Raw genomic sequence first — 23,372 nt, forward strand, 5'->3', positions numbered from 1 at the left:
GGCCTGCGACGGCGTCTATCCAGGATGACGACGTTCTGCGTCAGCCCCTGGAGCCCCCGATGCTGTGCCCCCGCCCCCTTGTCCTTGCCCTGTCGCTGGCCTGCACCAGCGCCCTTCCGCTGCTGCCCGGCAGTGCCCACGCACAGACCGCCACACGCACCTACGATCTGCCCGCCCAGCCGCTGGCGGCCGCGCTGGACGCCTACAGCCGGCTGACCGGTGTCGACCTGGTGATAGGCGCGGCGCTGCCTGCCGGGCATTCGGCCCCTGCTCTGCGCGGTGACTTCGACGATGCGCAGGCCCTGTCGCGCCTGCTGGCAGGCAGCGGCCTGCGACCGCGCTTCGTCGATGCGCGCCGCGCCGCCCTGGAACCGGCGCCGGCTGAACGCGCCGATGGCAGCCGTCGCACCGGCCCGCTGCGGGTGCAGGGCACTACCGCGCACGGCCAGGCACCGGGGGGCGGCGCCAGCCAGTATGTACCGGCCACCCGCGATGGCTTTGCGCCCTCGGTCGGCAGCGAGCGCGTGGCGATGGCCGAACGCCAGGAAGGCAACAGCCTGCTGCGCTCGATGCCCGGCACCCACAGCTTCCATTCGCGCAGCCAGCCGGGCCTGCAGGTCAACATCCGCGGCATGACCGGTGCCGGCCGGGTCAACACCATGATCGACGGTGTCACCCAGACCTTCCGCAACAATGCCGGGCATGGTTCGGGCGGTCCGTTCGCCTATGTCGATCCCTTCCTGCTGGCCGGTGTGGACGTGCAGCGCGGTGCGGTCGCTGGCGGTGACGGCGCTGGTACGCTGGCTGGCAGTGCCAACTTCCGCACCCTGGATATCGACGATCTGCTGAGTGAGGGCCGTGACTGGGGCCTGCGCGCCGGCTATCGCCATGGCAACAACGGCTATGGCAGCGGCCGCACCTTCGCCGGTGCATGGCGCCACAGCGAAGAAGGTGGCGACCGTCAGTTCGGCCTGCTGGCCGCCGCCAGCAGCAGCCGCAGCAGCGAATACGCGACCGCGCGTGGGCAGAAGAACAGCGCCGACCCCGGCAGCCAGCAGCCCAGCAGCTGGCTGCTGAAAGCACGCCTGCAGCCCAGCGACCAGCATCGGCTCGACCTGAGCCACATGCGTTACGAAAACGACTTCTACCACAACTACCCGTGGCAGATTTCCGCGCGCAACCAGCGCGCCAGCTACCAGTACACGCCCTATTCGCCATGGATCGACCTGCGTGCGACCTTCGCGAGCAACAAGACCCGGCTGTTCTATCCGCCGGTGGAAGATTCAAGCTACATCGGCCGCCGCACCCACAGCAGCCTGAGCAGCTGGACCGTCGACAACACCAGTCGCTTCGACATCGGCGCACTGCAGGCGCGCTGGAACACCGGCATCAAGCACCAGTCGGACATCTATGTGGCCGATACGCCCATCCTGCGCGGTGCCAACCCGCAGGGTCGCAGCCAGCTGGACAGCGTGTTCAGCACGCTGGAACTGCAGTACGACATCTACGCGCTGACTGCCGGCCTGCGCCAGGACCGCTTCGGCATCCGTGGCCACATCCCGGTGTGCTCGGATGTACCCGGCCAGTGCGCGGAGATCAATGGCGGCGACATCGACGTGCGGCGCAGCGAGCGCGCACTCAGCCCGAGCCTGGCGGTTTCACTGCAGGCCACTGACTGGCTGCAGCTGTTCGCCGAGGTCTCGCGGACGTCGCGTCCGCCGCGCGTGCAGGAGATGTTCTTCGAGAAGATCCCGCTGGAAGGCATGAGTGATGCCGATGGCGTTGGCGCCAACCCGTTCCTGCGCCGTGAGCGATCGCGCAACCTGCAGTTCGGCGCCAACCTCAGCGCCTCCTCGCTGCTGGTCGACGGCGACCTGGCGCAGCTGCGGGTCACCCGCTTCGACAACCGCATCCGCGACTACATCAAGCCGCAGTACCTGCTGATCGTGCATCCGCCGGAAGTGGAACCGTTCGTGGTGCCGATCGACGGCGATCCGCAACTCACTGCCTGGACCGATGCACTGGACGTGGACGACTTCAGCACCACCACGCGCTGGATGAACCACCCCGGCGTGGTGCGCATGCGCGGTATCGAACTGGAAGCGCATTACGCCAGCGAGCACTACCACACCACGCTCAGCTGGACCCGCTCGCACACCAGTGCGCCGGCCATCGAGTTCGTCAACCTGGAAGACATCACCTCCCTGCCCGACCGCTACTGGACGCTGGACGTGGGCGGCCGCTGGTGGCAGCAGCGCGTGCAGGCCGGCCTGCGCGCCGAGTACTCCGGGCCGACCGAGGAAGGCTACGACTTCTTCCAGACCCGCAAGACCGGCGGCACCGGCGTGCTGCTGGACTTCTACGCGAGCTTCAAGCCCCAGGCCAACACCACGCTGTGGCTGAACATCGAAAACCTGCAGAACAAGGCCTATGACAACAATGCCTCGATCGACAGCATCTTCAGCCCGATCCTGGACCGCGGCAACGGCCGTGGCCGCACCGTTTCGATGGGCGTCAATGTGGCGTTCTAGCCGTCGCTGGCTGCCCGTATGCCTGCTCGCGCTGGCCGCGGTGGCTGGCGCGCAGCCGGTGCCCGGCACAGTGATCGACCTGGCCACTGGCCAGCACCTGGACGAAGCCGCATTCGTGACACGCGCGGCGGACGCCCAGCGGCTGTTGCTGGGTGAACGCCATGATCTCGCCGGAGACCACGCCGCCCAGCGCTGGCTGCTGCAGGCCCTGCAGCGGCAGCGCCCGCAAGGTTCACTGGTGCTGGAAATGATCGCCAGCCAGCGCCAGCCACGCCTGCAGCGGGTGCAGCGCTGGCTGGCCAAGGGCAACCAGGCCGAAGGTGCACGCCTGCGGGAACTGCTGGACTGGGATACGCGCTGGCCGTGGGCCGCGTATGGCGGGCTGGTACGGGAGGCTGCCGATGCAGGCACGCCGTTGTTCGGCGGAAACCTGTCGCGTGCCGAGGTCAACGCGCTGCTGACCTCGACCGAGGGCGTGCGATTCCCGGTGGCCGCTGCCCGCCAGCGCCTGTCGGCGGTGGTGCTGGCCCAGCACGCAGACGCGGCACCGATGCTGGAAGGGATGCTGGCCGTGCAACAGGCCCGCGATACGCGCATGGCGCGGGTGCTGCTCGATGCGCCCGCGCCAGCGCTGCTGGTAGCAGGTCGCTGGCATGTACTGCGCGGTACCGGGGTACCGGGCTACCTGTCACAGGATACGCCTGCGCTGGTGATCGCATTGGCTTCACCGGGTGAAACCGTCGATGCAGCTGATGCCGATCTGCTGTGGGTGCTGGACGATGAGTGAGCGTGGCCAACACTGGCAGGCGATCGCGATCACCGTCGTCCTGCATCTGCTGCCACTGCTGCTGTTGGTGCACTGGGTCGCGATGCCGCCATTGCTGCCGCCGCCCGAGCAGGACGTGCGCATCAGCCTGCGCCTGCTGGAACCGGCCACGCCGCCGCAACCGGTGGAGGAACGCCAGGCCGAGACCCCCAGCCAGGCGCAGCAGGCCCGCGCCTCGCAGCCCACGAAGTCGCCGCCGCCACCCAAGCCTACGGCGGCACGCGAGGGAGAGCTGGCCGCCAGCGAAACGGGTGGGACGGGCCGCCAGCCACTGCCAGTCGCCCCGCCTGCGGCCGCGACCGATGCAAGTCCCGCACCGGCATCGATCACGGCCGCGCCGCCCGCTCCAGACGCGCCACCGGCAGACTTCCAGGCCGGCGCCGCCAGCGACCAGTGGGAAGCCCGCCTGATGGCGCGGCTGGAGCGTTACCGCTACTACCCTGCCGCCGCGCGCTCGCGCCGGCAGCAGGGCACTGCGTGGGTCAGGGCCAGCATCGACCGCGAAGGTCGCCTGCTGGCGCTGCGGCTGGAGCAGTCCAGTGGCCAGCCGATGCTCGATGACGCCGCGCTGCAGACCTTCCGTCGCGCGCAGCCGCTGCCGCCCATTCCCGATGAACTGAAGGCACCGCAGGAGCTGGTGGTGCCGGTGGAGTACTACCTGCGCTAGGCGGCATAAGCCTCCGCCTCGATCTCGAACAGCATGCCGTCCAGCGCCAGCCGCGGCACCGGGATCAGCGTGCAGGTGGGCGCCGAGCGGTTCGGCCAGCGCCGCCGCACCTGATGGGCGATGATGCCCAGCCGGTCTTCGTCGTGGTCCACCACCAGGATGCGCAACCGTGCGACATCGGCCAGGCTTGCCTGCGCCGACCGCAGCGCGATCTCCAGGTTGTCCAGCGCTTGCCCGACCTGTTCCTCGAAACCGGGGGAGAGATGGCCATTGGCATCCTCACCGCCCTGCCCGGCAATATGGATCACCCGCGCGGGCAGGCGCACCACCGCCACGTGCGAGTAGCCGTTGGCCGAAGGATCGTAAAGCCCCGCAGGATTGAACAGTTCCAGCAGGCCATGGCCGAGGCCCGGGGTGGTCAACAGGTTCATGCCGCGCGCCTCGTGGGGGATGCGAGGCAGTCTGCGACCTCAACATTGGTTCAGGTCAAACAGATCCGGTGCAACAGACCGGTCCGCCACGCGCAACGATCGCGCCCACGTGTAGATCCCGGCTCACGTCCACGCCGGATCGGCAGTGAAATCGATGGTCAGCCAGAACGTGCTGCCCCGCGCATCCAGCCGCACGGCGATCTCGTCGCGCATCGCATCGACCTCCCCCACTGAGCCGAGCGGCGTGGCCGGATCAGCCAGCACATGGATCTCGATGAAGCGCATCCGCCCCATCTTCGCCACGTGGCTGGTGAAACCGAGGTAGCCACGCTCGGCCACGAACGCCTGCATCACCTGCTGCACGCGCCGGTCCAGATCGTCCGGCGCAACCTGCAGCACTTCACGCATGGCCTTCCACGCGCTGCGCGCCGGGACCGGCAATACCGCCAGGCTGATCAACGCCAGCACGATCGAATCCAGATACGGCACCCAGTGGTGCCACTCACCGCCATGCAGGACCAGGGCCAGTATGAAGGCCAGCACTACCGCCAGGCTCATCAACCCACCCAGCAGCCAGCCCCGTACATCCAGCCACAACAGCGCCGAGCGCAGGCGCCGCGCCCGCTGGGCGACGAACGCCGCCATCGCCAGGTTGCTGGCACTCAGCAATGCCGCCCACCACAGCGCGGGCCCTAACTTCACCTCGTGCCCGCCCGTGGTCAAGCCGATCACGGCGTTGGCCAGCGCATACACGCAGGCCAGCGACAGGATCACCCCGCCCAGTGCCTCGACCATCGGTTCCAGGTGCCAGTAGCCGTACTGGAAGCGCGGGCTCTGTTCCCGCGCCACCAGCCGCAGTACCGACAGCGACACCAGGGTCAACGCAACGTCGACGAGGCTGTACACGCCGTCGAACAGGATGGCCTGCGATCCCACCAGCAGGCCACCGCTGAAGCCGACCACGCTGACCGCGATGGTGACCCCGATCGAGAACTTCAGGATGCGTTGCTCGCGCGCGGTATCCATCGTTCGCCGAAGGGCCGACCGTCGCCGGTCAGGCCTTCAGCACCTCCACCTTGTACGAGGTCACGTCGCCGTCGTGCTCGATGATGAGCCCGTGCACATCCGACTCGAAGCCGGGGAAGCGCGCATTCTGCTCACGGGCGATGCGCAGCGACTGGATGATCGGCTCGTCGCTGTCGCCGAAGCGCTCACCCGGCATGATGGTCGGGATGCCCGGCGGGTACGGAACCAGCATGGTCGCCGCAATACGGCCACTGATCTGCTCGATATCGACCCGCTCGATCTCGCCCTTCACCAGGTGGTTGTAGGCGTCGGCCGGGGTCATCACCGGTGTCGGCAGATCCACGTACATCTCGCGCATCACCTTGGCCACGGCGAATTCCTGGTTGAACGAATGAAGCGCGTCGCACAGGTCGCGCAGGCCCCAACCGGCGTACGCGTTCGGATAATCAGCCGCCAGCGTGGGCAGTGCCTGGCTCAGCGGCGCGTTGCGGTCATACAGTTCCTTGAATGCCATCAGTTCGGTGACCAGCGTGCTCCACTTGCCCTTGGTGATGCCCATCGAGAACAGGAACAGCACCGAGTACAGGTTGGTCTTCTCCACGGTAATGCCGCGGCCCCACAGGAACTTGCTCAGCACCGCCGCAGGGATGCCCAGCTTGCCCATGCTGCCGTCCATCGCCAGGCCTGGGGTCAGCAGGGTCACCTTGATCGGGTCGATCAGCACATAGTCGTCGACCAGGTTCTCGAAGCCGTGCCAGTGTGCGTCCGGTTGCAGGTACCACTCTTCGCGCTTGGCCACCATCGGCGCCGGCGTATCGCCCTTGTCCAGACTGCGCTCGAGCCTGGTCGGCTGCCATACGCTGAACCACCAGTCGTCGCGCCCCAGGTCATCGCGGACATGCAGCATCGCGCGGCGGAAGGCAATCGCCTCGTCATGCATTTCCTGCACCAGCGAGCGGCCGGCATCGCCTTCCATCATCTTCGAGGCCACGTCACAGGCCGCGATCACCCCGTAATGCGGGCTGGTCGAGGTATGCATCATGAACGACTCGTTGAACCGCTCGGCATCCAGGTTCCGTTGCGCCGAGTTGCGCACGTGGATCATCGACGCCTGCGAGAACGCCGCCAGCAGCTTGTGGGTGGAATGCGTGGTGAAGATGATCGCATCCTGCTCACGCGGCTTGCCCTTGGCCATGCCGTAGTGGTTCTCGTAGAAAGGATGGAACGCGGCGTAGGCGTACCAGGCTTCGTCGAAATGCAGGAAGTCGACCGCGCTGCCGATTTCGTCGGCAATCTTCTCGGCGTTGTAGCACAGGCCGTCGTAGGTCGAGTTGGTCACCACCGCGATGCGCGGCTTGGAGCCAGCCTGATAGGCCTTGCTGGCCAGCGGATTGGCGGCGATGCGCTCCTGCAGCGATTCCGGCGTGAACTGATCCAGGCTGATCGGGCCAATGATGCCGTGTGCATTGCGGCTGGGGGTGAAGTACACCGGTACCGCGCCGGTCATGATCAACGCATGCAGCAGCGACTTGTGGCAGTTGCGGTCGACGAACACCACGTCGCCGCGCGCCACCGTGCCATGCCAGACGATCTTGTTGGCGGTGGAGGTGCCATTGGTGACGAAGAAGGTATGGTCGGCACCGAAGTTGCGCGCCGCCTCTTCCTCGGCATCCTTGATCGGGCCGGTGTGATCAAGCAGTGAGCCCAGCTCCGGCACCGAGATCGACAGATCGCTGCGCAGGGTGTTCTCACCGTAGAACTGGTGGAATGCACGGCCCACCGGTGACTTGGTGAACGCCACACCGCCGGCATGGCCCGGCGTGTGCCAGGAGTAGTTCGACTCGGCCGCATGGTGGATCAACGCCTTGAAGAACGGGGGCAGCAGGTTCTTCATGTAGTCTTCGGCCGCGCGCATCACCTGCCGCGAGATGAAGCTCTTGGTGTCTTCGAACAGGAAGATGAAGCCGTGGATGTATTTGAGCAGCTTGCTCGGCACCTTCTCGATGGTGCGGCGCTCGCCGTACAGGAACACCGGCAGGTTGGCGCGGCGCGCGCTCTGCTCGCGCAGGAAAGCGGTCAGGCGCTGGAACTCGCCATCCACCTCTTCACTGCCGTCGATCGAGATCAGCACCGCCGAGGCCGCCACGTAGGTGCGGGCGCCGGCCCGGGCATCATCCAGGTTCAGCCCGCACAGCACGCGCTGGTCATTGCTGCGCAGCTCTTCCACCAGCGCACGGATCAGGATGCCGCCGATGCGCGGCGACTCGTAGTCGTTGTCGATGACAATGACCGGATAGTCCAGGGACTTGAAGTACACGTCGATTCTCCTTGTCGAACTCAGGAATGCCGGGCGCCGGCGCTGATGGCCGATGCCTCGCGGGCGCGCTGCCGCTGCTGGCGGCGCTCCTCGCTGAAGAAGGGATAGAACACGGTGATGAACAGCACGAACAGGAAGGCGTACTGCACGATGGTTCCCGACGAGCCGTAGATCGCCCACAGGCAGTACACGACGGTCAGGCTGGTGAGCGTCCAGAACGCACCGGTGTGGACCAGGGTGTGCGAGCGCTCGACCACGAAGTAGCAGGCCACGCACGAGTAGATGTAGGGCAGCAGGGTCAGCACCACCGCCGCCGACGTGATCACGTCGAACTGGGCCGATGCGGTTTCCGAGGTGGAGGTGACCAGCACTGCCAGGGTCATCAGCACGGCCACGATCAGCACGCCCTTGACCGGCACGTCGTCCTTGTTGGTCTTGCTGAAGATGCTCGGGAACAGGCCATCATCGGAGGCCGCCTTGGCACTCTGCGCGGTCAGCAGGATCCAGCCACCCAGCGAACCGGCCGCGCCGATGAACGCGCACAGGCTGACCAGTGCACCGCCCCAGCCACCGACGGCCTTGGCCGCGGCCAACGCGAACGGTGCGTCGGACACCTGCAGTTCCGCGTTCGGCACCATGCCCATGATCACCGACGAACTGGCGATGTAGGCGATGGCAGCCAGGAACACGCCGGCCAGCGTCGCGCGGGCGACGTTCTTCTCCGGATTTTCGACCACACCGGCAGTCACCGATGCAGACTCGACGCCGATGAAGGCCCACAGGGTCAGTGCCGCGGCGCTCGAGATCGCACCGAAGTTCGACTCGCCAGACACGTTGTAGGCGCCCTTGAAGATGTCGGCATCGAAGAAGAACCAGCCGAAAATGGCGATGCCCAGGATCGGCACCAACGCAAAGCTGGTGGTGACCGTCTGCACGCGGCTGACGAAGGCCGGGCCGATCACGTTGGCAAAGCTCAGTGCCCACACCAGCACCAGTACCGCGATGCAACGCACCAGTGGCTCGGACAGGATCGGGAAGAAATAGCTGAAATAGCCCACCGCCGCGATCGGGATGGCGACGTTGCCGATCCAGTTGGCGAACCAGTAGATGGTGTTGGTCTGGAAGCCCATGTACGGCCCGAACCAGTCGCGCGCGTAGGCATAGGGACCGCCCGCCTTTGGGGCGAGCTTGCCCAGCTTGGCGAACACGAAGGCCAGCAGCAGCGCACCGGCGGTGGTGATCAGCCAGCCCCAGATCGAGGCGGTACCGATCTTGGCCAGGCTGGACGGCAGCAGGAACACGCCTGAGCCCATCATGTTGCCGGCGACGAGGAAGGTGGCTCCGACCACCCCGATTTTCTTTGCTTCTGCCATGACGATCTCCGGTACTGGCATGAGCCCGGCAGCACCGGGCGTGGGGACGGTTGCGCTGGCTTACGACCGCTGGCGCCTATTTGATGAAGTTGTATTGCAGGCTACCCTGCACCCGGACCGTGTCGCCGCGTGCGCCGGCCTGCTGTTCCAGGCGGCCGTACAGCAGCTCCATGCCCATCGTCCACGACGGCGCGGGGCTCCAGATCAGGTTGAATACGCCGTACCGGCTCTGCCGGAAGGCATCGGCCGCCAGTGCGGCATTCCGCTCCAGGGTCAGCTGGCCGAAGATCAGGTTCGATCGCCACAGCTCGGACCAGTAGTGGGTATAGCCGACGAAGCCGCCGTGCAGGTCCAACGCGTCGAGGCGGCCATCGGCACCGACCACCGCGTCCAGCCCGGAGCCGGTCAGGTCGGCGGTATAGCGGCTGAGACCGCGCCCTCCCAGCGCACCGAACAACAGCAGGTCGCGCTCGCCCACCGACGCCGAGCCGCTCAACTGCACGCCGCCAGCCATGCGCCGGTCGCGCTCGTTGTCACCGTCGTATGCCAGGCTGCGTGCCACTGCGCCCAGTTGCAGGTGGCCCCAGTCGCGTTCCATGCGCGCAGTGACGGTCACGTCCGGCAGACGGTTCACTGCAGCGCGCTCTTCGCTGGCACCGGCAAGTTCGGTCTTCGGATCTTCGGCGGCGACGGTCAGGGTGTTGCCCTTGCCCAGCGCAAAGCTGTGGTGGATGCCGGCCACCAGCAGATAGCCCGCGCCGCCTGGACCAGCGAAATCCAGCGTGTCGGGCAGGCTGTCCGGATCCATGAAACTGGAATAGCCATAGCCGGCATAGGTGTTGCCGAGCTGGCCATAGGCGTGACGCAGGCGGAATTCGTAGCCATCGCTGCTGCCGAAGAAGTCGTTTTCCAGGTAGAAGCGGAGGTTGCCGTGCGTGGTCGGGCGCCGCGCCTCGAAACTGAAGCGGGTCTGCTTGGCGTGGATGTTGAAGTTGGACACGTCACGGTGGCTGCCACCGACCGGCATCGACGAAGGAATGAACTGGTCCTCGTCACCGGCTGCGCGGGAATCCGCGATGGCATCCAACTTGGCATAGCCGCCGATGCGGATCACCGTATCAGTGCCGGGAATGGCAAAGAACCCCTTCAGATCGGGATCGGTTGGGCCCGCGGCACTGTCCGGTCGCGATGCCGCCGTGGATGGATCGGCGACCGAATCGCGTTGTGGCAATACGGGCTGGGCGACACCCGGCACCTGGGTGGGATGGATCACCCCCGTCGTGGCCGCTGTGGGGGCGAAAGATAACGCTCCGGGCTTCGCCTGTGCCTGCGGCTGCGCCTGGACAGGCGCATGATCCCGCTGCTCCAGCCGATCCAACCGCTGCTGCATGCCTTCCAGCGCCTGGCGCATGGCGGCAATCTCACGCCGCAGTGCCTGCGCATCCTGCTCATCACCCTGTTGCGCGTACGCCGGCATGACCGCCAGTGCCCCAAGACATGCCAGATTCAGTACCGCCATACGCATTGCATCCTCCCCGGACGAACACTCGCATCACGGTTCCGGAGCGCACGCATGCGCCGCCCTGGCCTCGCGTTGCCGTTGCTGGAAATGCGGGTACTGCGTCGACGACACCAGTCAGCCTGCACGCGGCAGACAACAGGACAATGACACTGCCCTGCCTCTATCCATGTCGCTTCCATCAAGGCCGCGCAGCCAGAGAGATGGCGACCGCAGCAGTCTGGGTAACAATCAGGGAGTGAGAGTGTCGTGAATGGCTGTGCCGACCTGCCCGCATCCGGGCAGCCGCGGCGCGGCATCCATGGCGCGTTGACGCTGTATTCCATGCGTCGCAGGCTAGTCCGCATGTCGTTTTTGGCCTTGATTGGAATCAAGGCGTGATGTTTGATCTCAGTCACGATTCAGCCGTGACGACGAACAGCCCATGCGCAAGCAGTTGTGTTCGCCTGGGGCCTGGAACGCAACAGGCCCGCACGTCACCATGCGGGCCTGTGGTCGACATCATGATGCAGGCTCAGATCAGCGCGGGCCGAGCACCGTCTGCAGGTCATCCCCCTGCGGCAGACCGGCGCGGCGCTGCACCTGGCCCTGCGCATCCTGGAACAGGATACCCGGCGTGCCCTGGAACCCCATCTCGACCATCAGCACCTGGTTGGCGTCGAGCTTGCCCGCGATGTCGCGGCTGATGCTCGGCAGGGCCTTGATGCCGCCACGGTCGAACTGGTGCTCGTTCTGAAGCAGGGCCGCGCTCGGGTCACGCGCGGAGAGGATCGCTGCCGCCTTGGCCGGACTGTCCTCACGGATGACGCCGACCATGATGTGGCGCAGTTGTACCTTGCCTGCATCCACCCACGGACGCGCCGCCTCCCAGAATTTGTGGCAGTAAGGGCAATTGGCATCGCTGAAGGTGTAGACCACGCGTGGCGCATCGGCCTTGCCGTCAGGCACCCACGCGCTGGCTTCCAGCTTGCTCCACATCCTGGCGGACATCGGCGAGGCGACCAGCTTCTCAACCGCCTCTGCGGCTACATCATTGCCTTCCGCGTCGAACAGACTGCCGACCAGTACGTGCTTGCCATCGGCAGTGACATAGGCCGCCGCCGGCTGCTGGCCACCGACCACGCCAGCGAAGCCCCGCAGGCCTTCGGGGGCATCGAACTCGGCAACGACCTCGAAACCGTGCTTCTCGATGCCCTTCAGCACCGCAGGGCGGTCGCCCTTGTTGGCAGCAGCTGCGGCGCTCGCGGCCGGTGGCGCAGCGCTCTTGCCCGGCGGCGTCTGTGCCTGGCTGCAGGCGGCCAATGCCAGCAGGACCGGCAGCAACAGCACCGCGGGGGCGGCGCGCAGGGAAGTCGACAACATGGGAACTCCGTAGTGAGATGCCCGCGCAGGCTACCGCAGCCGACGCAGTTTGTGTTCAAGACCGGCTGCCGTCAGTTCGCCGAGGTGCAGCTCTCGCAGGCGCCCTTCCGCGTCGAAGAACAGGGTCGAGGGATAGGCCTGCACGCCCAGCGCCGTAGAAGCCGCAGCGTCGCCGTCCAGCAATACGTTGTCCAGCATAAGGCGTTCGCGCGCAACAAAACCCTGGACCTCGTCGAGGGTTTCACCCTGATTGAGGAACACGAACTGCACCTCCGCATGCGCCTCCTGCGCGGCTGCCAATACCGGCATCTCGCGTCGGCAGGGACCACACCAGCTGGCCCAGAGGTTCAACACCAGTGGCTTGCCACGGAACTGCTGCAGATCAACCCTGCCCCCCTCCAGGTCAGCAACCTGCACTGCTGGCAGGGGCATCTGCCGCGCCTGCCATGCGGACAGCAGTTGGCTGCCACCCGCCCACAGCAGCACCCCTGCCAACGACGCGCCCAGCACGGGCATGCGTAACGCCCGCCACGGGCGTAGTCGCCACAGCCCCCATGCCAATCCCGCAACCAGGACGATCACCAGGTGATAACCGCCATCGGCAATCTGCAGAATGCCCCACGGCGCCTCGCGGTACAGCGTGAAGTTCAAGGCTACGAAACTGATGCGGCCGCACAGCAGGCCGACCAGCAACATGTCCAGAACCATGCTGGGTGCAGAAGGCAGCGGCATGCCGTCCTTCCTGCGTGACCACAGGCGAGCCACAGCCATCGCCAGCAAAACGCACGCGAGAATCAACACCACCGGCATCGGCACCGGCCCAACGCTCGACATCAAACCACCTGTTCAATCGTCCACTGACTGCATGGTCGAAGTGTCGCGCCCCGGTTGCAAGCGCGACGATGTTGGCGCCGTCAGGCCGCGCTTCGCCCGTGTTGCATCACCGACGGCGATTGCAGCCCACGCAGGCTGCCCGCCACCGATGGCATCAACGGCCGCTCGCGGCGCTTGCTGTTGACGTGACGCCGATAGTTGGCTGGCGTCATGCCCACGATGCGTAGAAACAACCTGCGGAAAGCACTCTGGTCAGCGTAGCCGACGCCCCAGGCCACCTCGTCGATGCCTGCTCCCTGCTGCAACAGGGTCTGGGCCTTGGCGATGCGCAGCCGTTGGCAGTATTCGATCGGCCGCAGGCCGGTGGCCTTGAGGAACCGCCGCTGCAGCGTGCGCGGCTCCAGCCCGGAAACCTCGCAGATCGCGGCAAGCGTGGCGCCGCGTGCGGCCGTGGTGTGCAGCCAGCGCTGCGCCTTCAACACATCACGATCGCCATGTGCGAAGTTGGCACTGAAGCGTTCAAGATCCTGCTGGATCGTGGCGGGCACGGTGATGCCCAGTTGCTGCGCGACCGCGCTGGCCACGCCCTGCCCATGCAGCCGGTACAGCAGGCGCAGCCCCAGGAAGCGCCAGGCCTGGACCCCACCGACCGTCAGCAGGTCGCCGTCATCCACCAGTGCCCGCTCGCTCGGCACCCAGCTCGCTGCCTGCGCCAGCAGGCCTGGATGGCGCCCCAGATCGGGGCCACTGACCGTGCGTCCCGCCAGCAACCCTGCCCGTGCGAGCACGCTGACGCCATCACTGGCAGCGGCCAGCAGGCTGCCGCCGTCGTAGTGTGCGCGCAGCCAGTCCAGCAGGACCTCGTCCGCGCGCAGGCACGCGCCGGCACTGATCTGGCCGGGAACCGCAATCACGGCCGGAATGGCCGCATCAAGCATTTCCGCACCGGCAATACGATGCACACCGGTCTGGCTGGCCGGCACGATCCAGCGGGTGACCAGCACCCGCTTGAACGGCCGACGCTGCTGCTGGGCCAGGCGATTGGCAACGTGCGCCATTTCGGCCAGAACGGAGGCGGCGGACGGATCACCTCCGGGGTACTCGACCACCGCGATCTCGACGAATCCTTCGTTCCTGAATCCTTCCACAGCCCCTCCTCGCTTCGTTGCAGGCCATCGAACGGCCGGTTCAGGCGAAGGGTAGGAACTGGGCCAGCGGCGGGGCTATGAAGAAAGTTGCAAAGTGCCCTGAATGCGCGCACCCGGACCCAGCCTTGACTCTCGACCAGACTCCATCCTTCAAAATGACCGGCAGCATCCGCAGGAATCCGCCATGAACATTGGACAACTGGCCCGCCAGGCGGGCGTGCCGATCGATACGGTGCGCTACTACGAACGGCAGCAGCTGCTGCCGACCGCTGCCCGCTCGGCGGGCGGTTACCGCATCTTCGGCGAGCAGGACCTGCGCCGGCTGCGATTCATCCGCCGCGCCAAGGCACTGGGCTTCAGCCTGGAAGAGATCGGCGATCTGCTCGCACTGAGCGATCACCACTCACAGGACATGGCCAGCGTGCGCGATACCGCGCAGGCACGCCTGGAGGACATCTCACAGCGAATGACGGAGCTGCAACGCATGCACACCGCACTTTCGCAGCTGGTCGACGCCTGCCCCGGCCACGGCACACTGGACCAGTGCCCAATCCTGGCGGCGCTGACCGACGACGCTGCGCAGGCGACAGCGGACTGATATCGGCGTCGCAACGCGCGTGAAGAAAAGTGCAACAAATGCTTGCCAACCCCCTGTGGCGAGGCTATTATTTCGCTCCTCAGCGACGTGGGGCCATAGCTCAGCTGGGAGAGCGCCTGCATGGCATGCAGGAGGTCAGCGGTTCGATCCCGCTTGGCTCCACCAATCTTTCGGCATTAGGCCGTCGAAAGGTCGCTAAAGAACATTGATGAGAATTGCGTCCCCATCGTCTAGAGGCCTAGGACATCACCCTTTCACGGTGGCGACCGGGGTTCGAATCCCCGTGGGGACGCCACTCATCACGAACAATGAGGACCCGGCCGATAACCGGGTCTTTTTTGTTCACCGCCTACCGGCATTCAGGTTGTGGCGTAGCGGTTCCCCTGCCCCCGTGGCCGCGGTTGAACCGAAACGAAAAAAGCTCGAAAAAAGCTTCCACAAAGGTGAACACGCAGGTATGATAGGCGGCTCGGTAACACGGGGCCATAGCTCAGCTGGGAGAGCGCCTGCATGGCATGCAGGAGGTCAGCGGTTCGATCCCGCTTGGCTCCACCACTTTCGACATTAGGCCGTCGAAGGTTCTACAACTTGAAGTTTTCGTGCGTCCCCATCGTCTAGAGGCCTAGGACATCACCCTTTCACGGTGGCGACCGGGGTTCGAATCCCCGTGGGGACGCCAGTTTCAAAACGGACTCTGCTCCCGGCAGATCATCCGGAGTTTCACTGGGGCCATAGCTCAGCTGGGAGAGCGCCTGCATGGCATGCAGGAGGTCAGCGGTTCGATCCCGCTTGGCTCCACCACTTCGACATTAGGCCGTCGAAGCATCTACAACTTGAAGTTTTCGTGCGTCCCCATCGTCTAGAGGCCTAGGACATCACCCTTTCACGGTGGCGACCGGGGTTCGAATCCCCGTGGGGACGCCAATTCTTGAAAACCCCGACCCTGGTCGGGGTTTTTCTTTGCCTGTGATTCCTGGGAAGGCCCTGTCCACGTATGGCGTGGATCTACTGCAGGGCCCGGGCAGGTCCACGCCATGCGTGGATGCCCTCACCGCCACCCGCCTTCAGAACCGCCGGTACATCCCGATCGATGCAGGCGCGGTGGGAGCGAAACCAAACCGCGCGTACAAACGGTGCGCTTCGCCATCTGCCAGAAGGCTGACATATGCCGATGGCGGCAGGTTGGCCTGCATCCAACCATCCAGGCGACGCATCACCTCCTTGCCCAGGCCCTGCCCCTGCAGGCGCGGCAACACGGCGATATCGCAGACCTGCAGGTGGCAGCCGCCATCGCCGACGATGCGTCCCATCGCCACCAGCTCGTTGCCCTGGTAGGCACACACGCCATACAGGGTATTGGGCAGCGCGCGTGCCGCCGCCTCCTGGCTCTTGGCACTGAGGCCCGCCAGTACACGCAGCTGGCAATAGTCTTCAACCGTGGGCACGGCGTCGCGGAACTGGCAGGCGACGGAATCATTCATGCGCTATCTCCCTGTAGGTCGGGCTATCCTGCCTTATCCATGTCGCAGCCGCTGCGACCCACGCCCGCAGAGTTCCCATGTGCTACTCCGCCCTGATCCGCGCCGACTACGCCAAGCTGGTGCGCGAATTCGGTGCCATCCTGTCGCTGGAAGAGTTCGCCGAGCTGTACGCGCACGATCCCGGCAAGAAGCGACCGAAGACCCCGAAGGCCATGGACGACGGCTTTGCCGGCGCGCGCACCGAGCAGGGCCGCGATATCGTCGCGAAAATCCAGCAGTGGCATGCGCAGGAACGGCAGCAACTGGAAGCGGAACTGGCCCGCCAGCGCGAGCGACGCGATATCGCCAATGCCACGCTGGCGACCCGCCCCACCCAGAAAGCCCGCAACGACCTGCGCGTGGCCGGCAACCGCATCGGCCGCGCGCAAGCCCGACTGGAAGACCTGCACCGGGTGCAGCTGCTGCCACGCGACAACCGCATCTTTCCCGGCACCTATGCACCGGTCATGGTCAGCGATGGCGGCAAACGCGTGATCAAGCCGATGCGCTACCAATGCCGGCTGCCGGACAAGACGGCGCGCAACGATGTCCTGTACCCCGGCACCTACAACGCCAGGCGCGACAGCCTGGAAGGCTATTGGCGCGGTGCGTTTGGCCTGCGCCACGGCGTCGTGGTGGTGCAGGCGTTCTATGAGCACGTCCCACGCCATGCCATCGCCGGCCGGATGCTGGGTGCCGACGAGAAGGAACAGGACGTGGTGCTCGAGTTCCGCCCCGATCCGCCACGTGACCTGCTGCTGGCCTGCCTTTGGGCGGAATGGGAGGGACCGGAAGGCCGCCTGCTCTCGTTCGCCACGATCACCGACACCCCGCCACGCGATGTCGCCGCCGCAGGTCACGATCGCGGCGTGATACCGATCCGCAGGGAGCATCTGGATGCGTGGCTCAATCCCGATCCGGACAACCTGGCCGGGCAGTACCGCGTCCTCGACGACCGCGAGGACATCCGCTACGTGTACGAGGAGGCTGGCTGAAGCGCCGTTCTCACGCCGTTGCGCTGGAACGACCCACCGCACGGGCCAGCGCCCTGGTCAGATCCGCCGACAGATACGGCTTGACCAGCAGTACTCCGGCCAGCATCGACTCGGGCAGCTGCTCAGCCAGCATTCCGGTGGCGAGCACGAATGGTACGCCGCGTGCCGACAATGCTGCCGCCACTGGCTCGCTGGTCTCGTTGCGGGCCAGGCGATAGTCCAGCAGGGCCACATCCGGGGCCGAGTCTTCCAGCATGCGCAATGCTTCAGCCACGCTCGCCGCCAACCCGACCACGGTCGCGCCGGCATGCACCAGCTGCATCTGCAGCAAGGCTGCGCTCATCTCGTCGTTCTCGACCACCAGCACCCTCAGGTCCTGCAACACTGTCATCCGGCACCGCTCCTGGAGGCATTCAAGCCGGCGCAGTATAGCCACCACAGAGCCGATGCCGACAGGAAGCGCCCCGATTGGCCTTGCCTCTATGAAAGCCCTGCCGACCTCGGTTACACTCGCATGCTGCCTGCCGGTGTGGCGGAATGGTATACGCAGCTGACTCAAAATCAGCCGGGGGTAACCCCATGAAGGTTCGAGTCCTTTCACCGGCACCACTGCATCAAAGGCCAGGTCCCTGACCTGGCCTTCTGCATTTCCAGTGCCGGGCGCCGGAACTGGGATCGATGCCAACGCCCGCCCTGCCCTCGCTCCCCGAGATCCCGACCGCACGGCTGCGTCCACCTCACGCGGATGACACGACGCCCTGGTCGCGCTGCTTCTCACTGCCGGGCGTGGCCAAGCGGGGCTGCACCCTCGACCGCGTGGGGACACCCGTGCCTTCTGGATGAACGCCCGCGGCACAGGCTCCGCGCCAACACAAAGGAACGAAACTGCGACTTCCGGCAAGTATTTAAATAGACACAGCGCACACTTTTCTTGCAAGCCTCACGTGCTTCTGCCTATCGTGATCCCAGCCGGAGCTGGGGGTGGGGGAATGCATGACGTTGCGTACGGCGCTGTTTTTTCTGGTTACGCACGCGCTCGTCATTGCCTTTATCGGCCCGCAGGACCTGGTCGGCTCCTACCTGATGCTGATCACCGCACCGCTGCTGGCTGCACTGGCCTGCGTGCGGCGTGCACGTGACAGCCACCAGGCCGCCTGCAAATGGCGGACGCTGGGCGCGGCCGTGGGCCTGTTCTCTCTCGCGCTGCTGGCCCTGCTGCACCGCAATGTGGCCGGCCTCGCCCCAGCGCAGATGACCGCCTCAACACTGATCCTGTACGTGTTCTACCGGATCCCCTTGACCTACGTCGCTGCAAGCCCGGGTGGCGGGAACCGCTACGTCCGTGCGGTGGACCTCGGGATCATTGCCCTGCTTTGGCTGCTGTACTACCTGCATGCGCGGGCCATGGCGCCGCTGAACACCGCCTTGTGGACGCAGTGCCTGAACACCATGAGCGGCGTGCAGAACAGCCTGGTGTTCTGCTTCGCACTGATCCGTTTCCTGGCCGAGGACGATCCGGACCGCCGCGATTTTTTCCGGACGCTGACGATCTACGCGCTGGGCTACTTCCTGCTGGCCTTCTACATCAATACCTATCAGCCGCAGCTGCCCGACGGCAGTTGGGGCGACCTGCTGATCAGTGGACTGTTCGTGCTGCTGGCCACCCTGGCGGGCAGCCATCGTCGCTACCCGACAGTGGGGGTATCCCGCAACCTGCGGCGCATCATCGATGCCGGCGTACCATTGATGCTGCCATTGCTGCTGATGCTGGTGGCGCTTCTGGTCGCGCGCCTGCAGCCGACCCTGGCCACGGCCGGCTTCATCGGCTCCCTGCTCGGCTATGCCCTGCGCAGCGTGCTGAGCCAGGTGGAGATCCAGCGCCAGCGCGACGAGCTGGAAAAACTGGCACGGCGTGATCCACTGACCGGCCTGGGCAACCGACGCAGCTTCGATGAATCGCTTGGCGCGGCCCACCGCCGCGCGCGGCGCCAAGGTCTGGGCCTGGCCGTTCTCATGATCGATATCGACCACTTCAAGCGCCTCAATGACACCTATGGCCACCCGGAAGGAGATCAGCGCCTGCAGTCGGTCGCCGCCATTCTTGATGGCTGCCTGCAACGGGGTGACGATCTGCTGGCCCGCTATGGCGGCGAGGAGTTCATCGCTGCCCTGCCCTCGCCCGATGCCGCCCACGCCATGGCCCTGGGCGAGCGGGTCCGCGCTTCGGTCGAAGCGGCTGCCCTGCCCGCCCCCGAGGCCACCGTCACCATCAGCGTCGGCGTGGCGTGGCAGGCACCGGGCGAAGAGCACGATCCGCGCGACCTGGTCGAACGCGCCGACCAGGCCCTGTATCGGGCCAAACGCGCCGGGCGCAACCGCGTATATGGCGACGCAGATACTACGGAAGACAGATGCAACCGCCGGGCCTAGACGGCGTGCAGCGCCGCCGCTCCCTGCCGCTGCCCTGCCGCGCCCTGCACGCGGAAGCTGGCCACGGTCTGCAGCAGCTGCGCCGACTGTTCTTCCATGCTGCGTGCCGCCGCCGATGCCTCCTCGACCAACGCGGCATTCTGCTGGGTGCCCTGGTCAATCAGATCGACGGCCTGGTTCATCTGCTGGATATCGTCGCTCTGTTGCTGCGCGGCCGTGCTGATTTCGCTCATCAGGTCACTGACCCGGCGCACGTTTGTCACAATCTCATCCATGGTGCGGCCCGCGCTCTCGACCTGCGCGGTACCGGCGCCGACATTGGCCACCGACGCATCGATCAGGTGCTTGATCTCCTTGGCTGCGCTGGCCGAACGCTGCGACAGCTCACGGATCTCGGTGGCAACCACGGCGAAGCCACGACCATGTTCACCGGCGCGCGCGGCCTCCACCGCTGCGTTCAGCGCAAGAATGTTGGTCTGGAAGGCGATGCCGTCGATCACCCCGATGATGTCGACGATGCGCCGCGATGAGGCATTGATCGCCGCCATCGTCTCGACCACCTCATGCACCACATTGCCGCCCCGCGCGGCGACATCGGCTGCCCCACCGGCCAGCTGGCTGGCCTGGCGGGCATTGGTTGCGGTGCGCTGCACCGTCTCGGCAAGACCCTTCATCGACACCGCAGTCTCCTCCAGCGAGGCCGCCTGCTGCTCGGTGCGCTGCGACAGGTCGCTGTTGCCCTGCGCGATTTCAGTCGCACCCACGGCGATGGTGTCGGCCGCGAACTTGATCTGGCCGATGATCGCGGCCATCGCCTCGACCAGCGAATTCACGCCTTCGCACAACTCGGCAATCGGCCCGCTCTTGTCGGCGGTGGCTACGCGCTGGGTCAGGTCACCCAGCTTGGCGGCAGCCACCACCTCTCGGGTCTGCGCCACGGCGCGCTGCATGGCCTGGTTCTCGTGCACCTGCGCGGTGATGTCGGCGGCATACTTCACGACCTTGAACGGCTTTCCGTTGAGGTCGAGGATGGGGTTGTAGGAAGCCTGGATCCAGACCTCGCGCCCGTCCTTGCCCAGGCGCCGATACTGGCCCGCATCATATTCGCCGCGCCCAAGTTTCTCCCAGAACTGGCGATATTCCACGCTGCTGCGATGCCCGGGCTCGACAAACAACGAATGGTGCTGCCCGCGCACTTCGTCCAGGCTGTAGCCGGTCACCGCCAGGAATTTGTCATTGGCCGACAGGATGCGGCCATCCATGCTGAACTCGATCACCGCCTGAGACTTGGCGATCGCCGCAAGTTGCCCCGCCGAGTCGGCCGCCTGCAGCTTCTGCTGGGTGATGTCGGTCGCGAACTTGACCACCTTGTAGGGCCGCCCCTGCCGATCCAGCACCGGGTTGTACGAGGCCTGGATCCAGATCTCGCGCTGGCCCTTGCCGAACCGGCGGTACTGCCCGGCGTCGTATTCGCCGCGCCCCAAGCGCGCCCAGAAGTCGCGGTACTCGGCGCTGCGCGCCTGCTCGGGGTCGACGAACAGGGAATGATGCCTGCCCTGGATCTCCTCCAGCCGGTACCCCATCGCCTGCAGGAAATTGTCATTGGCCTGCAGGATGGTTCCGTCGAGCGCGAACTCGATGACGGCCTGCACGCGATGCAGCGCGGCCACCTGCGCTTCCAGCTCGGTGCGGTCGGTCACCGCCTTCTCTGTGCGGGTGCGTTGCTGTGGCGCCAGTACGCCAAGCAGCGCACGCCACGGCGACCAACGGGTATGCAGCTCGGCCGGCGCCTGCGCGCCCGCCGTGAAGCCTGGAATGAGCATTGTCTGATCCTCGGTGTCCGGTAAGCGGTTGTGACCCGACGGGCGGGATGCCCGGCGGCAACATCAGTTGCCAGGGACTACAGGTGCCAACCGGCACCTCTCGAGCGACTGCCAAGAACGTCTGCTGCGGCTGCGATCGGGATCTGGAAGCGGCGGAACACACTGCGCGGACCGCCCATCGGGGGCAGTCTGGGGTCCTGCGGCGGGTAACTGGAGCGGGATCCAGAGGGAGTATCGGCGATGCCGTCGGCCGCTTTAGCGGCATTCCGCGACGTCCGTCGCAACTCCGTCCATTACAGGCGGAATGCGGTGGACGATTGCCGTGTACTTCACACCTTTCTCACGTGCCTCCGCCTTCACACCGAGGCATTGGGCCAATGAACGGCTGGACCGGATCCGTTCCGCCACCGGTTGGCGGAACGCTGTACAGCGCAGGCGCCGGGAGGCAGCCGACCACATCGCCCACAGAAGGATGCAGCTCAAGGAAAAAAGGTTTACATGACCGATGCGGGGTTCGCCCGCAGGGGAAAACGACCAGCATGAAGGTCCCGCAGGATGCTCATCTACATGGAGATCGCATGTCCCCTCGCTTTGCCAGCCTTCTTCTCCTGGCCCTATGCAGCAGCAATGCGCTGGCCACCGGCATCGCCTATCGACCGGCCTTCCACCCGGACCAGCTGAAGGGACCGCCCGCAGGACGCCCGAACGAAGTGCTGGTGCTGGGCAGCCCACACCTGTCCAGCCTGCCGGAGACCTTCACGCCGGCGATGCTGGAACCTCTGCTGCAGCGCCTGGAAGCCTGGCGGCCCACCGCGATCGCAGTGGAGAATCTGTCCGGCCTGCAGTGTGACTTCATGCGCCGCAATCCGGCCCGATACGCGGAGAGCGTCGCGGACTACTGCGTCGATCCGGCACCGGCGCAGGCCGCCACCGGTCTGGACGTGCCCAGCGCCAACGTGGAAATGGAACGCCTGCTTGCAGATTGGCCCAAGGCGCCAAGCGCTGCCCAGCGACGTCGCTTGGCCGCAGTCTTCCTGGCTGCGGGCGAGAGCAGCTCGGCAGTCGTCCAATGGCTGCGGCTGCCCCGGGAAGAGCGCCGTGCGGCCGACAGCCTGACTCCGGAGCTGGTGCAATTCCTCGACACGCGCATGACCCGCCGCAACGAGGCCGTCCTGGTGGCCGGCGTGCTTGCCGCACGCCTCGGACTGGAGCGCCTGTGGTCGGTGGACGACCACACTGCGGATTCGCCCACACCGGAATCGCGGCAGAAGGCCTACGCTGCCGCCATACGCGGCGCCTGGGACAACGCCTTCGTCAAAGCACGCAGGGCGGCTGATGAACGGCTCGAAGCCAATCTTGTTCAACCGGAAGGATTGCTCGCGATGTATCGCGCCTACAACGCACCCGAGACCGCGATGGTGGCGTTCAACAGCGACTTCGGCGCGACGCTTGTCGAACCCTCACCGGAAGGCTTCGGCCGCAACTACCTGGGCTACTGGGAAACCCGTAACCTGCGCATGGTCGCCAACATGCGCGACGTGCTCGGCCAGCATCCAGGCACCCGCATGCTGACCATCGTCGGCGCGTCACACAAGGGCTATTACGAGGCTTACCTCAACCTGATGCATGACGTGCAGCTGGTCAGTTCGGATGAAGTACTGCGCTGACGCAACTGCGCATGGGGGATGCGATAACCATCCACCGCATCACTCCACCGCGTTCCTGCCCGCCCGCCACAGCATGATGCTGGCGGCACCGATGCAGGACAGCGTGAACACCAGCAAGGCGACCGCGCCGCCCTGCAGCACCGGCAGCAGGGCCTGCGCGTGCAGGTCGCCGCGCAGCTGTTCCGCACGCAGGCAGGCGGCCAGGGCCAGGCACCAGCCGACCATTGCCGGGGCGTAGGCACGCAGCGTCACCGGGTTGCAGACATTCATGGGACCACCTGTAGGAGGGGAAGTACGCGGAGTAT

At 65.9% G+C, this 23,372-nt stretch carries 19 protein-coding genes and 7 tRNA genes; 14 read left to right on the forward strand and 12 right to left on the reverse strand.

All coding sequences use genetic code 11. The features are described 5' to 3' along the window. The first annotated feature begins 59 nt into the window (after positions 1-59). From AC5P7R_RS05410 to AC5P7R_RS05420, 3 genes are read left to right on the forward strand one after another with little or no spacing between them, the layout of a single operon-like run. Positions 60-2,531 carry a TonB-dependent receptor gene (locus AC5P7R_RS05410; protein WP_134730733.1) on the forward strand — a complete coding sequence of 824 codons (2,472 nt, stop codon included), beginning with the start codon at positions 60-62 and terminating at the stop codon, positions 2,529-2,531. Continuing rightward, positions 2,518-3,318: a ChaN family lipoprotein gene (locus AC5P7R_RS05415; protein WP_111099241.1), complete on the forward strand. Its 801-nt coding sequence runs from the start codon at positions 2,518-2,520 to the stop codon at positions 3,316-3,318. Before AC5P7R_RS05410 ends, AC5P7R_RS05415 begins: the two co-directional genes overlap by 14 nt. Next, entirely contained in the window at positions 3,311-4,024 is a 714-nt protein-coding gene (locus AC5P7R_RS05420) for an energy transducer TonB family protein (protein WP_134730737.1), read from the forward strand. The genes AC5P7R_RS05415 and AC5P7R_RS05420 overlap by 8 nt, the downstream gene beginning before the upstream one ends. Here AC5P7R_RS05420 and AC5P7R_RS05425 read toward each other — a convergent pair. From AC5P7R_RS05425 to AC5P7R_RS05460, 8 genes are all read right to left on the reverse strand, one after another. Next, positions 4,021-4,455: a RidA family protein gene (locus AC5P7R_RS05425; protein ID WP_019660241.1), complete on the reverse strand. Its 435-nt coding sequence runs from the start codon at positions 4,453-4,455 to the stop codon at positions 4,021-4,023. The genes AC5P7R_RS05420 and AC5P7R_RS05425 overlap by 4 nt on opposite strands. A 123-nt stretch (positions 4,456-4,578) precedes the next feature. Further along, positions 4,579-5,481: a cation diffusion facilitator family transporter gene (locus tag AC5P7R_RS05430; RefSeq protein ID WP_019660242.1), complete on the reverse strand. Its 903-nt coding sequence runs from the start codon at positions 5,479-5,481 to the stop codon at positions 4,579-4,581. A gap of 28 nt (positions 5,482-5,509) precedes the next feature. Continuing rightward, positions 5,510-7,798 carry an Orn/Lys/Arg family decarboxylase gene (locus AC5P7R_RS05435; protein ID WP_227853793.1) on the reverse strand — a complete coding sequence of 763 codons (2,289 nt, stop codon included), beginning with the start codon at positions 7,796-7,798 and terminating at the stop codon, positions 5,510-5,512. A 20-nt stretch (positions 7,799-7,818) separates the two neighbouring features. Next, positions 7,819-9,171 (reverse strand): arginine/agmatine antiporter, encoded by a 1,353-nt coding sequence (gene adiC, locus AC5P7R_RS05440; protein WP_021204506.1) that lies wholly within the window; start codon positions 9,169-9,171, stop codon positions 7,819-7,821. A gap of 76 nt (positions 9,172-9,247) precedes the next feature. Then, positions 9,248-10,696 (reverse strand): DcaP family trimeric outer membrane transporter, encoded by a 1,449-nt coding sequence (locus AC5P7R_RS05445; RefSeq protein WP_227853792.1) that lies wholly within the window; start codon positions 10,694-10,696, stop codon positions 9,248-9,250. Positions 10,697-11,209: 513 nt separating this feature from the next. Then, on the reverse strand, positions 11,210-12,052 hold the full coding sequence (gene dsbG, locus AC5P7R_RS05450; protein WP_134730743.1) for a thiol:disulfide interchange protein DsbG: 843 nt from the start codon (positions 12,050-12,052) through the stop codon (positions 11,210-11,212). A gap of 30 nt (positions 12,053-12,082) precedes the next feature. Continuing rightward, positions 12,083-12,886: a TlpA disulfide reductase family protein gene (locus tag AC5P7R_RS05455; RefSeq protein WP_021204509.1), complete on the reverse strand. Its 804-nt coding sequence runs from the start codon at positions 12,884-12,886 to the stop codon at positions 12,083-12,085. A gap of 80 nt (positions 12,887-12,966) precedes the next feature. After that, positions 12,967-14,034, reverse strand: coding sequence for a GlxA family transcriptional regulator (locus AC5P7R_RS05460; protein WP_019660248.1), 1,068 nt, complete (start codon positions 14,032-14,034; stop codon positions 12,967-12,969). Between the two features lie 184 nt (positions 14,035-14,218). On the opposite strand from AC5P7R_RS05460, the gene AC5P7R_RS05465 reads away from it, so the two are divergent. The 7 genes from AC5P7R_RS05465 to AC5P7R_RS05495 all read left to right on the forward strand — a co-directional run bounded on the left by AC5P7R_RS05465 (position 14,219) and on the right by AC5P7R_RS05495 (position 15,556). Continuing rightward, the gene (locus tag AC5P7R_RS05465) at positions 14,219-14,632 is read left to right on the forward strand and encodes a heavy metal-responsive transcriptional regulator (RefSeq protein ID WP_207050008.1); all 414 of its coding nucleotides are present in this window, start codon (positions 14,219-14,221) and stop codon (positions 14,630-14,632) included. 89 nt (positions 14,633-14,721) lie between these two features. Next, a tRNA-Ala gene (locus AC5P7R_RS05470) sits at positions 14,722-14,797 on the forward strand. A gap of 54 nt (positions 14,798-14,851) precedes the next feature. Then, positions 14,852-14,927: transfer RNA gene (locus AC5P7R_RS05475), tRNA-Glu, on the forward strand. Positions 14,928-15,111: 184 nt separating this feature from the next. After that, a tRNA-Ala gene (locus AC5P7R_RS05480) sits at positions 15,112-15,187 on the forward strand. A 48-nt stretch (positions 15,188-15,235) separates the two neighbouring features. Further along, positions 15,236-15,311: transfer RNA gene (locus AC5P7R_RS05485), tRNA-Glu, on the forward strand. Between the two features lie 46 nt (positions 15,312-15,357). Then, positions 15,358-15,433: transfer RNA gene (locus tag AC5P7R_RS05490), tRNA-Ala, on the forward strand. Positions 15,434-15,480: 47 nt separating this feature from the next. After that, positions 15,481-15,556, forward strand: a tRNA-Glu gene (locus AC5P7R_RS05495). Positions 15,557-15,696: 140 nt separating this feature from the next. Here AC5P7R_RS05495 and AC5P7R_RS05500 read toward each other — a convergent pair. Then, on the reverse strand, positions 15,697-16,113 hold the full coding sequence (locus AC5P7R_RS05500) for a GNAT family N-acetyltransferase (RefSeq protein ID WP_019660250.1): 417 nt from the start codon (positions 16,111-16,113) through the stop codon (positions 15,697-15,699). A gap of 77 nt (positions 16,114-16,190) precedes the next feature. On the opposite strand from AC5P7R_RS05500, the gene AC5P7R_RS05505 reads away from it, so the two are divergent. Continuing rightward, positions 16,191-17,147 carry an SOS response-associated peptidase family protein gene (locus AC5P7R_RS05505; RefSeq protein WP_019660251.1) on the forward strand — a complete coding sequence of 319 codons (957 nt, stop codon included), beginning with the start codon at positions 16,191-16,193 and terminating at the stop codon, positions 17,145-17,147. 10 nt (positions 17,148-17,157) lie between these two features. On the opposite strand, the gene AC5P7R_RS05510 is transcribed toward AC5P7R_RS05505, so the two are convergent. After that, positions 17,158-17,538: a response regulator gene (locus AC5P7R_RS05510; protein WP_021204524.1), complete on the reverse strand. Its 381-nt coding sequence runs from the start codon at positions 17,536-17,538 to the stop codon at positions 17,158-17,160. Between the two features lie 132 nt (positions 17,539-17,670). Here AC5P7R_RS05510 and AC5P7R_RS05515 point away from each other — a divergent pair. Continuing rightward, positions 17,671-17,756: transfer RNA gene (locus tag AC5P7R_RS05515), tRNA-Leu, on the forward strand. A 384-nt stretch (positions 17,757-18,140) separates the two neighbouring features. After that, positions 18,141-19,577, forward strand: coding sequence for a GGDEF domain-containing protein (locus AC5P7R_RS05520; RefSeq protein ID WP_495213785.1), 1,437 nt, complete (start codon positions 18,141-18,143; stop codon positions 19,575-19,577). Here AC5P7R_RS05520 and AC5P7R_RS05525 read toward each other — a convergent pair. After that, positions 19,574-21,400: a methyl-accepting chemotaxis protein gene (locus AC5P7R_RS05525; protein ID WP_227853789.1), complete on the reverse strand. Its 1,827-nt coding sequence runs from the start codon at positions 21,398-21,400 to the stop codon at positions 19,574-19,576. The two genes, AC5P7R_RS05520 and AC5P7R_RS05525, sit on opposite strands and share 4 nt — an antisense overlap. 578 nt (positions 21,401-21,978) lie before the next feature. On the opposite strand from AC5P7R_RS05525, the gene AC5P7R_RS05530 reads away from it, so the two are divergent. Continuing rightward, the gene (locus AC5P7R_RS05530; protein WP_346484221.1) at positions 21,979-23,067 is read left to right on the forward strand and encodes a DUF5694 domain-containing protein; all 1,089 of its coding nucleotides are present in this window, start codon (positions 21,979-21,981) and stop codon (positions 23,065-23,067) included. 39 nt (positions 23,068-23,106) lie between these two features. Here AC5P7R_RS05530 and AC5P7R_RS05535 read toward each other — a convergent pair whose 3' ends face one another. Next, positions 23,107-23,337, reverse strand: a complete 231-nt coding sequence (locus AC5P7R_RS05535) for a hypothetical protein (RefSeq protein ID WP_019660256.1) — start codon at positions 23,335-23,337, stop codon at positions 23,107-23,109. Positions 23,338-23,372 lie beyond the last annotated feature (35 nt).

The organism is Stenotrophomonas sp. YJH_SMC_27 (genome assembly GCF_059369815.1).